The following is a 1,652-nucleotide window of genomic DNA, read 5'->3' as shown; positions in this document are numbered from 1 at the left end:
AGTCTTCAGTCTGATGATTCAGCTGTTGTTCATTATGATAAAAAAGGTGATGACAATAATGCTATTGATTATGCGAGTGTGACTTTTGGTAAAGGGAAAGATTCTGCAGCTGTAGGTCTCCATAATGTAGCTGATGGTACCATTGGTGAGGGATCACATGATGCAATCACTGGTGGCCAGATTAATACGATTTCTCAAAATATTGCGAAATACTTAGGTGGTGAAGCTGCATTTAATAATGGTACTTTCACAGGCCCTACCTATAAATTATCTAAGATTTCTGAAGATGGCGCAGCAGAAAAAACTAGCTATGATAATGTTGGAAGTGCTTTTGCAGGTCTTGATACAAATATCAAGAATGTGAACCAGCGTATTAAGGAAGTCTCTCAAGGTGTTGCGCAAGATTCTTTGTCATGGGACAACGATGCGCAGGCTTTTGTAGCGCAGCATGGAGAAGGTAAAGAAAGAGCCAACAGCAAGATTACGTCTCTTGCAAATGGAGCAATTAATAAAAGCTCAACGGATGCAGTAAATGGTTCCCAGGTTCATAGCCTAGGGAGCAGTGTTGCGAAGTCTTTAGGCGGTGGCGCTAGCTATGAGAATGGCGCATGGACAGCTCCAAATTTCAAGGTCAAACAAATCGGTTCTGATGGCGATCTTACTGAGGAGTCCTATAAGAATGTAGCGGATGCTTTTGCAGGTGTTGGTAATTCTTTCACGAGTATTCATGATGAGATTAACACTATGATAAGTGATAGCCTTGTTAAACAAGAAGACAAGACTAATCGTATTACCATTGGAGCGGAAAAAGGTGGTACAGAAATCAATATCGCCAATAAGGACCAAGCAGACCGGACTCTTTCTGGTGTGAAAGAAGCCGTGAAAGGTAATGAAGCTGTTAACAAAGACCAGCTTGATGAGAATGTGACAAAACTTTCTACCGAAATTAATGACGTGCGTTCTGTAGCGGTTTTCTACGATATAGAAGAAGATACAGAAGAGGTCAGTACACTTACCAGATCAGCGCCTAAAGTTAATAAGAATAGTGTGACTTTTGGAGATCCGAGCAAGGGTCAGGTTGGATTGCATAATGTAGCTGAAGGAAAAATAACTGATGGTTCATATGATGCTGTGAATGGTGGTCAGCTTTATTCTCTTGGCAGTAATGTTGCGAAGTCTTTAGGCGGTAATGCTAGCTATGAGAATGGAGAATGGGTAGCTCCTACATTCAAGGTTAAGACCGTTAATGAATCTGGTACTGAAATTGAAGATAAGGACTATAGTAGTGTAGTAGCTGCTTTTGAGGGTGTTGGTACTTCTTTTGCGAATCTTCAAAAAGAGGTTACAGAAAGCAACACAGAGGTTACTGAACAGATTAAGCAGAATGCGTTGTTGTGGAGCGAGGATGAAGGTGCCTTTGTAGCACAGCATGGAAAAGATGATGCGAAAGCCCATAGCAAGATTAAGTTTCTTGCAAATGGAGATATTTCTGAAAGCTCAACGGATGCAGTAGCGGGTAATCAGCTTTATTCATTAGGTGATAAGGTTGCTACGTATTTTGGCGGTGGCGCTAAGTATGAGAATGGCGCATGGACAGCTCCAAGTTTCAAAGTTAAGACTGTCAAGGATGATGGTAGTGATGTTGAAGAAAA

Annotated in this window: 1 pseudogene; it reads left to right on the top strand. The window is 41.3% G+C overall.

The features are described from left to right. A pseudogene (locus ACFIKO_RS09155) lies at positions 1-1,652 on the top strand (hypothetical protein); the annotation flags it as partial.

It is taken from the genome of Bartonella sp. TS82HLJMH, assembly GCF_042193495.1.
Classification (GTDB): Bacteria; Pseudomonadota; Alphaproteobacteria; order Rhizobiales; family Rhizobiaceae; genus Bartonella; species Bartonella grahamii.
This window is presented reverse-complemented; position numbering and strand designations above follow the sequence as displayed.